This is a genomic window from Streptomyces sp. HSW2009 (assembly GCF_040240285.1).
In the GTDB taxonomy this organism is placed as follows: Bacteria; Actinomycetota; Actinomycetes; order Streptomycetales; family Streptomycetaceae; genus Streptomyces.
The window spans coordinates 1-7,699 of sequence record NZ_JBEHZD010000394.1 but is presented as its reverse complement, the minus strand read 5'-3'; the positions used below and the strand labels follow the sequence as shown (position 1 = coordinate 7,699).

Below are 7,699 nucleotides of genomic sequence, written 5' to 3'. Positions count from 1 at the left end.
GGGTACGGCGGTGGGTGCGGCGCCGGGCTCGGCCTGGCGAGGACCTGCATCGGCGCCCGCTGCCGCACCGGCCGACCCGGACGCGGTCGCCGCGGGGGGCGGCGGCGACGGGCTGCCGGAGGTGGTGGGCGCGGCGGGAGTGGAGGTGGCCCGGGGCGTGGCCGACGGGCGGAGTGCGGGTGGCGGCTGGGTCACGGGCCCGCTCTGGGTGGTCGGCCGCCCGCTGGCCGGCGCGGGCACGCCGCGCACCGTGCCGTCGGGGTTCAGGAAGGCCGGGCCGCCGCCGGGCACCAGGCCGAGTTCCCTGGCCCGCCGCTGGAGCGTGTCCGGCTGCGCGAGCTCGTCCACCTCCTGCTGGAGCGCCTGTTCCTCGTCGGTCAGGTCGTTGGTCTGCCGCTCCAGCCGGGACAGCTCGAACGACCCCTGGTTGAGCGAGGAGTTCAGCAGCAGCAGGGTGATCAGGCCGGAGCCGAGGAGTAAGACGATCAACAGGGCGAAGGGCGCCCGGCGTGCGGAGCCTGCCGCGCCGGCGGGCCGCAGCCGGATCAGCCGCGGCACCCGGCCCTCGCCGGTGCGGCGCGCCTGGCCGCTCACGGCGCGTCCTCCCTGATGCGCTGCGCGCCGCGCAACCGGGCCGGGGCGGCGCGCCGGTTCTCGGCCACCTCCTCCTCGGTGGGCAGCTCGGCGCCGCGGGTGAGCAGTTGCAGCCGCGGCTGGTACCGCTCGGGCACGACCGGCAGCCCGGGCGGTGCGGTGTTCGCGGCGCCGGCCGCGAACACCTGCTTGACCAGGCGGTCTTCCAGCGACTGGTAGGCGAGTACGGCGATCCGCCCACCGACCGCCAGCCGTGAGACGGCGGCCGGGATGGCGCGCTCGACGCTCTTCAGCTCGCCGTTGACCTCGATCCGCAGGGCCTGGAAGGTGCGCTTGGCCGGGTTGCCTCCGGTGCGCTTGGCGGCCTGTGGCAGCGCCGCACGGATCAGGTCGACCAGCCGGGCGCTGTTGCGGAACGGTTCCTGCTCCCGCTCGCGCACCACCGCGTCCACGATCTTGCGGGCGAACTTCTCCTCGCCGTACGTGCGCAGCACCCGCACCAACTCGCCCGGCGGGTAGGTGTTCAGCACCTCGGCCGCGCTGATGCCGGTGGTCTGGTCCATGCGCATGTCCAGCGGCGCGTCCTGCGCGTAGGCGAAGCCGCGGTCGGCCTCGTCCAACTGCATGGAGGACACACCGAGGTCGAAGAGGACGCCCTGCACCCGGGGGACGCCGAGCCCGTCCAGGACCTCGGGCAGCGTGTCGTAGACGGCATGCACCAAGGTGGCCCGGTCGCCGTACGGGGCCAGTCGCTCGGCGGAGAGCTTGAGGGCGGCGGGGTCGCGGTCGAGCGCGATCAGCCGGGCGGCCGGAAAGGTCGCCAACAGCGCCTCGCTGTGTCCGCCGAGCCCCAACGTGCAGTCCACCACCACCGCCCCGGGCTCGGCGAGTGCCGGAGCGAGCAGGTCCAGACAGCGCTGGAGCATGACGGGTACGTGGAGAGCGTTGCTGCTCATGCGCCCTTCCAGAGAGGGTGGGCAGTCGCGTGCCGCCGGGTCCCCGCCCGCTCGCTGAAGGGGAAGCGGCCTACTGGCGCCGGGGAAGTGACGTCAGGCGGCCGGGAGCGGGAGGAGGCCGAGTGGCACGTACACGCCGCACACGCGGGAGATTTGTCGATTCACAGGGGAGCGCCACGTCTCCCACTTCGCGTCACTTTAGTCCACTCGTCCCCTCGGTCAACCAACTGGCCAGCGCGTCTCCCACCGGTTCTTTACCGCCCGTTTCACCCGTACGGCGGACCAACCGCCCTCCTGTGGGTTACCTCACACCCGACCTAGTTGCTCGCCTTTGCCCCACCCTCCCGCGGCATGGGGGGCCGGTGCCGGTTACGGTCATGCCATGCCCACACCTGCACCTTCGCACCAGTCCTCCGCACCCGCCGGTGACAGCGCCCCGCTGGGAACCGTGACCGACTCCCTGGTCGCCGCCAACGGTGAGTACGCGGCCACCTTCGCCGACCCCGGCATGGACGCCCGCCCGGTGCGCCGGGTCGCGGTCGTCGCCTGCATGGACGCCCGGATCGACCTGCACGCGGCGCTCGGCCTCGAACTGGGTGACTGCCACACCATCCGCAACGCGGGCGGCGTGGTCACCGACGACATCATCCGCTCGCTGACGATCAGCCAGCGCGCGCTCGGCACCCGCAGCGTGGTCCTGATCCACCACACCGACTGCGGTCTGCTCTCCCTCACCGAGGACTTCCGGCACGAGATCGAAGAAGAGGTCGGCCAGCGTCCGGCGTGGGCGGTGGAGGCGTTCCGCGATCTGGACGGCGACGTACGCCAGTCCATGCAGCGGGTGCGCACCTCGCCGTTCCTGCCGCACACGGACGACGTACGCGGTTTCGTCTTCGATGTGACCACCGGTCTACTGCGCGAGATCAGCCCGCGCACCTGAGGCCCCGCGAAACCCGCAGGTCCAGCGAGCACAGTGCCCAGCGACGTGCCTGTGCTCGCCCTGCCACGGTCCACGCGCCGGTACGGCGGGCGCCGCGGACCAGCAAGGCGACGCCGAACCTGGCGGCGCCACATCCGCCAGAGCGCAGCGCGCACGGTACCTCCGCACTGGGTTATCCACAGGCGAGTGACGGCGAGTGGCATTGGCGGCGAGAATGCCTAGGTGACATCGCCCTCCGCCGTCGCGGGGCCCGATGTCGTGTTGTGCGGTGGACCGCTCCCCAGGGTTGGGCGCGGTCCGGAACGGGCCGAGGAGGGCCGGGTGACGACCTATGACGAGCGAGCGAGCCTCAGCGATCTGACCACCACAGCGGATCGGGTCCGCAGGTCGGTGGAGGGTGTGATCGAGGGCAAGCCCGAGGTCGTACGGCTCTCGCTGACCGTGCTGCTGGCCGAGGGACACCTGTTGATCGAAGACGTCCCGGGCGTGGGCAAGACGATGCTGGCCAAGGCCCTGGCGCGGTCCATCGACTGCTCGGTGCGCCGCATCCAGTTCACCCCCGACCTGCTCCCCTCGGACATCACCGGGGTGAGCGTCTACGACCAGCAGCGCAAGGAGTTCGAGTTCAAGCCGGGTGCGATCTTCGCCCAGATCGTGATCGGCGACGAGATCAACCGCGCCTCGCCCAAGACCCAGTCCGCCCTCCTCGAATCGATGGAGGAGCGCCAGGTCACGATGGACGGCGAGACCCACCTGCTGCCCGACCCGTTCATGGTGGTGGCCACCCAGAACCCGGTCGAGATGGAGGGCACCTACCCGCTCCCCGAAGCGCAGCGCGACCGGTTCATGGCCCGGGTCTCGATGGGCTATCCGCACCCGGACGCCGAGCTCCAGATGCTGGACGTGCACGGCGGCGTCTCCCCGCTGGACGCCATGCGCCCGGTGGCACACGCGCACGAGATCGTGAAGCTGGTGGAGGCGGTGCGCGGGGTGCACGTGGCCGAGCCCGTGCGGCGGTACGTGGTGGAGTTGGTCTCCGCCACCCGCCACCACCCCGAGCTGCGGCTCGGCGCATCGCCGCGGGCCACGCTGCACCTGGTGCGGGCGGCGAAGGCCGCCGCGGCGCTCAGCGGCCGGGAGTACGTGCTTCCCGACGACGTCCAGGCGCTGGCCGTCTTCGTGCTGGCGCACCGCCTGCTGCCCACGGCACAGGCGCAGCTCAACCGTCGTACGGCGGAGCAGATCGTGGGCGAGATCCTGCACCGCACGCCGGTGCCGTCGCCGTACGGTCAGCAGCCTCCGGGCGCCCGGAGGGCCTGATGTCCGCCGGGGGGAAGTCGGCGGGCCGCGATCCGAGCCCTGCGGGTCTGTACGTGGCGCTGGCCGGCCTGACGACGCGCGGCAGGTCCTTCCTCGCCGCCGGGCTGGCCGCCGCGGTGTGCAGCTTCGTGCTCGGCCAGGCGGACCTGCTGCGGGTGGGGCTGATGTTGGCCGCGCTGCCGCTGGTGTGCGTGGCCGTGGTCTACCGCACCCGTCACCAGGTGGCGGGCAGCCGGCGGCTCGACCCCGGCCGGGTGCCGGCGGCCTCGGAGGCCCGGGTGCAGTTGCGGATCGACAACGTGTCCCGGCTGCCCACCGGTGTGCTGATGCTCCAGGACCGGGTGCCGTACGTGCTGGGGCCAAGGCCGCGCTTCGTGCTGGACCGGGTGGAACCCGGCGGCCGGCGCGAGGTCTCCTACCGGGTCCGCTCCGACCTGCGCGGGCGCTATCCGCTGGGGCCGTTGCAGCTCAGACTGGCCGACCCGTTCGGGATGTGCGAGCTGACCCGCGCCTTCAGCGGCTACGACACACTGACGGTGGTGCCGCGGGCCGAACCGCTGCCGGCGGTGCGGCTGTCCGGCGAGGCCGCGGGGTACGGCGACGGCAGGTACCGCTCGCTGGCGCTGGCCGGCGAGGACGACGTGATCCCGCGCGGCTACCGGCACGGCGACGACCTGCGCCGGGTGCACTGGCGCTCCACCGCCCGGCACGGCGAGCTGATGGTGCGCCGCGAGGAGCAGCCGCGGCGCGCCCGCTGCACGGTGCTGCTGGACACCCGGCGCACGGCCCATCGGGGCGCCGGTCCCGACTCGCCCTTCGAATGGGCGGTCTCGGGCGCGGCCTCGACCGCGGTGCACCTGTTGGAGCGGGGGTATTCGGTGCGGCTGCTGACCGACACCGGGAGCTCGGTGCCCGGCCATGACGGCGCGGGCGGCCACGCCAGCGCGCACGATTCGGCCGATGCCGCCGGACTGCTGCTCGACACCCTCGCGGTCGTGGAGCACTCGGACGGCGCCGGCTTCTCGCGCGCCCACGACGTGCTGCGGCAGGGCAACGAGGGACTGCTCGTCGCCTTCGTCGGCGAGTTGAACGAGGAACAGGCGACGCTGCTCGCCCGGCTGCGCCAGCGCAGCGGGGTGGCCGTGGCGTTCGTGCTCGACGGTGCGGCCTGGGCGCGCGGCGCGGCCGGGGCCGATCCGGGCCCGCTGGAGGAGCGGCTGCGGCTGCTGCGGGACGCGGGCTGGGCGGCGTTGCCGGTCGCCCCGGGGATGGCGCTGCCCGAACTGTGGCGCCAGGCGGACCAGTACCGGGCGCACCACAGCGGCGTTTCGGCGCCGGGCGCGGCGAACGGGGGCTGGCAATGAGTGGGAGTGCGCGGCTGGCAGTGAGCGCAGCCCTGGCCACCCTCGCGGCGAGCTGTGCCCTGCTGCCGCTGGTCGACAGCTCAGGATGGCTGTTGCAGGCGGTGGTGCTGCTCGTGGTGCAGACCGGGGTCGGGGTGCTGGCGCGCCGGGTGCCGCTGGCCCGCCCGCTGACCATCGCGGCCCAGGCCGTTGCCGGCCTGCTGCTGCTGACCTGGACGTTCGCCCGGGATCAGGCACTGGGCGGGGTGGTTCCGAGCCCTGCGGTCTTCCGCGAGTTCGGTCGGTTGCTCTCGGCGGGCGTCGACGACGTCGAGAAGTACGCGATTCCGGCGCCGGACACCACGGGCATCGAGTTGCTGCTCGTCGGTGGGGTGTTGGTGATCGGCCTGGTGGTGGACGTACTGGCGGTGACGTTCCGCAGTGCGGCGCCCGCCGGGCTGCCGCTGTTGGCCCTGTTCTCGATCGCAGCCGGCCTCTCCGACGGCGACTCCGACTGGCTGTGGTTCCTGGTGGCCGGTGCGGGCTACCTGTTGCTGTTGCTGGCCGAGGGGCGCGACCGGCTCTCCCAGTGGGGCCGGGTGTTCAGCGGCGGGACGGGCCCGCGCAGCCAGGGCCGGGCCTCATCCGGCCTGGACGGGGCGGCCTCGTCGTCGTCCCCGCTGCGCACCGGGCGCCGGATCGGCGTGTTCGCGCTCGGCATCGCCCTCGCGGTACCGGCCGTGCTGCCGTCCCTCGGCGGTGGCCTGCTCGACCAGAGCGCGAACGGCAACGGCGGTGACGGCAACGGCGGCACCATCTCGGCGGTCAACCCCCTGGTCTCGCTCCAGAACAGCCTGAACCAGCCGGACGACAAGGAGGTGCTGCGCTACCGCACCTCCACCACCGAGACCCAGGACCTGTACCTGCGCATCGTGGCCCTCGACCAGTTCGACGGCTCCGCGTGGAAGCCGTCCGAGCGCCGGGTGCAGGACGTGCCCGACCGCATGCCGACCCCGCCCGGGCTGCGCTCCGACGTCAGGACCCAGCCCGTCGAGTCCGTCATCAAGGCCGCCGACTGGTACGCGCAGAACTGGCTCCCGCTCCCCTACCCGGCCTCCAGCGTGCGGCTGGACGGGCGGTGGCGCTTCGAGCCCGAGGGCCGCACCATCGTCGGCGACCGCGGCCAGAACACGCGCGGCATCCAGTACGAGGTGTCCAGCCTGGCCATCCAGCCCACCGCGACCCAGCTCGCCCAGGCCCCGCCGCCCTCGCCGGAACTGCTCAGGGAGTACACGGAGGTGCCCGACTCGCTGCCCGCGGTCGTGGCCGAGCGGGCGGACGAGGTGACCCGGGGGGCCCGCAACGCGTACGAGCAGGCCGTCAAGTTGCAGGACTGGTTCACGCTGGAAGGCGGCTTCCGGTACGACACGCAGGTGGAGGCGGGCAGCGGCAGCAAGGCCATCGCGCGCTTCCTCAAGGACCGCGAGGGGTTCTGCGTCCACTTCTCGTTCACGATGGCGGCCATGGCCAGGACCCTGGGCATCCCGGCCCGCGTGGCGGTCGGCTTCACCCCGGGCGCGGCCCAGACGGACGGTTCCATGTCGGTGGGGCTGCGGGACGCCCACGCCTGGCCCGAGCTGTACTTCGAGGGTGTCGGCTGGACCCGTTTCGAGCCGACGCCCAGCCGGGGCACCCAGCCCGACTACACCATCGACGAGTTGCCCGCGGACGACGGCTCGACCGACCCGCTGCCGCAGCCGAGCCGCTCGCAGGAGTCCTCGGCCGCGCCCTCGCCGTCCGAGAGCTGCACGCCCGACCTGAAGCGGCTCGGCGACTGCGGCGGCCCGGCGCCGAACCAGCCGGAGGACCCCGACCGAAGCAGCGGCACCCCCTGGGGCAAGATCACGCTGATCGGTTCGGGTGCGCTGGCGGTGCTGCTCATCCCGCTGCTGCCGATGCTGTGGCGACTGCGGACCCGCAGCCGCCGACTCGGTGCACCGCAGGGACGCAGCACGGACGCCGCCGTGGCCCGCACGGAGGCCGCGTGGCAGGAGTTGCTCGACACCGGCTGGGACTACGGCATACCGCCGGACGATTCGCTGACGCCGCGTAAGGCGGCGGCGCGGATCGTCGACGGGGGCGGGCTGACCGGGCCGCCCGCGGTTGCCGCGCAGCGGTTGGCGGCGGCGGTGGAGGAGACCTGGTACGCGCCGCATCCGCAGCCGGCGGCGGGGCTGACCGAGGACGTCCGCCTGGTGGCGGCCGGGCTCCGCGACACCGCCGACCGGCCCACCCGGTTGCGTGCGCTGTTGCTGCCCCGGTCGGCGTCGCGGGTGGCCACCCAGTTCGCGCTGCGGCGGGCCGCCTGGGCGGACCGCTGGCGCACCTCACCCTGGCACCGCAGACTGGCCGGCCTCCGCTTCCCGTACCGACAGCGCGGCTGACCCCGTTCCCCGGGGGGGTTGGTTCCGCCCGGGGGCCCGCCGTCCGCGGCGCCCGCCCCGCCGCCGCGCCCGCGCGCCCCGGGCGCCCGCCCGCCCCGGGCC

6 protein-coding genes are annotated in these 7,699 nt (G+C 73.7%); 4 read left to right on the top strand and 2 right to left on the bottom strand.

Annotated elements, in window-relative coordinates:
• Positions 1–594 (bottom strand): cell division protein FtsL (ftsL, locus tag AAHZ94_RS24330; protein WP_349995224.1); only part of this gene is annotated, 594 nt, incomplete at its 3' end.
• Positions 591–1,550 carry a 16S rRNA (cytosine(1402)-N(4))-methyltransferase RsmH gene (gene rsmH, locus AAHZ94_RS24325; protein WP_349995223.1) on the bottom strand — a complete coding sequence of 320 codons (960 nt, stop codon included), beginning with the start codon at positions 1,548–1,550 and terminating at the stop codon, positions 591–593. The genes rsmH and ftsL, both read right to left, overlap by 4 nt.
• Before the next feature lie 382 nt (positions 1,551–1,932).
• Here rsmH and AAHZ94_RS24320 point away from each other — a divergent pair, with 382 nt between their 5' ends.
• The 4 genes from AAHZ94_RS24320 (at position 1,933) to AAHZ94_RS24305 (ending at position 7,597) form a co-directional block, all read left to right on the top strand.
• On the top strand, positions 1,933–2,490 hold the full coding sequence (locus AAHZ94_RS24320; protein ID WP_349995222.1) for a beta-class carbonic anhydrase: 558 nt from the start codon (positions 1,933–1,935) through the stop codon (positions 2,488–2,490).
• 321 nt (positions 2,491–2,811) lie between these two features.
• On the top strand, positions 2,812–3,810 hold the full coding sequence (locus AAHZ94_RS24315) for an AAA family ATPase (protein WP_349995221.1): 999 nt from the start codon (positions 2,812–2,814) through the stop codon (positions 3,808–3,810).
• The gene (locus tag AAHZ94_RS24310) at positions 3,810–5,174 is read left to right on the top strand and encodes a DUF58 domain-containing protein (RefSeq protein WP_349995220.1); all 1,365 of its coding nucleotides are present in this window, start codon (positions 3,810–3,812) and stop codon (positions 5,172–5,174) included. The genes AAHZ94_RS24315 and AAHZ94_RS24310 overlap by 1 nt, the downstream gene beginning before the upstream one ends.
• Entirely contained in the window at positions 5,171–7,597 is a 2,427-nt protein-coding gene (locus AAHZ94_RS24305) for a transglutaminase TgpA family protein (protein ID WP_349995219.1), read from the top strand. The genes AAHZ94_RS24310 and AAHZ94_RS24305 overlap by 4 nt, the downstream gene beginning before the upstream one ends.
• Positions 7,598–7,699: the final 102 nt, after the last annotated feature.

Excerpts from the sequence above, each read along its gene's own strand:
- AAHZ94_RS24310 (WP_349995220.1), top strand. The coding sequence starts at position 3,810 with ATGTCCGCCGGGGGGAAGTCGGCGGGCCGCGATCCGAGCCCTGCGGGT.
- AAHZ94_RS24305 (WP_349995219.1), top strand. The coding sequence starts at position 5,171 with ATGAGTGGGAGTGCGCGGCTGGCAGTGAGCGCAGCCCTGGCCACCCTC.
- rsmH (WP_349995223.1), bottom strand. The coding sequence starts at position 1,550 with ATGAGCAGCAACGCTCTCCACGTACCCGTCATGCTCCAGCGCTGTCTG.
- AAHZ94_RS24320 (WP_349995222.1), top strand. The coding sequence starts at position 1,933 with ATGCCCACACCTGCACCTTCGCACCAGTCCTCCGCACCCGCCGGTGAC.